Source organism: Flavobacterium sp. TSSA_36 (genome assembly GCF_051547165.1).
GTDB lineage: Bacteria > Bacteroidota > Bacteroidia > Flavobacteriales > Flavobacteriaceae > Flavobacterium.
The window spans coordinates 1-414 of record NZ_JBPTTP010000033.1 but is presented as its reverse complement, the minus strand read 5'-3'; the positions used below and the strand labels follow the sequence as shown (position 1 = coordinate 414).

Here is a 414-nt window from a genome sequence, read left to right as displayed (position 1 = left end):
ATAAATTACTAATAAGTAAGGTACCTTAGCTCAGATGGTAGAGCAATGGACTGAAAATCCATGTGTCCCTGGTTCGATCCCTGGAGGTACCACTTTGCTCGGATGGTGAAATTGGTAGACACGCTGGACTTAAAATCCAGTGAACAGCAATGTTCGTGCGGGTTCAAGTCCCGCTCTGAGTACAAAGAAAAACTCCAGTAGAAAAGGCTACTGGAGTTTTTTTTTTTACTTTTAGGTGTTGTGAATGAAATAGTTAGAACCTGATTTTTTTTGAATGCAAAAAGGTAAGATGTTGCTCCTTAACCCCGATAGTAGCGGTATCCTTGCTTGCCGGGGTTCGGCAAGCAAGATATAGCGGATAGCGGGAACCCTGTTGGCTGAAAATGCCTTTTCTGGGGGTTCCTAATTATTGGA

The 414-nt window shown here is 43.0% G+C and carries 2 tRNA genes; both read left to right on the top strand.

Features of this window, described 5'->3' with window-relative positions:
* The first annotated feature begins 19 nt into the window (after positions 1 to 19).
* Positions 20 to 92 (top strand) — tRNA-Phe (locus ACSVH7_RS15145).
* 4 nt (positions 93 to 96) lie between these two features.
* Positions 97 to 182: transfer RNA gene (locus ACSVH7_RS15140), tRNA-Leu, on the top strand.
* The last annotated feature ends 232 nt before the right edge of the window (positions 183 to 414 follow it).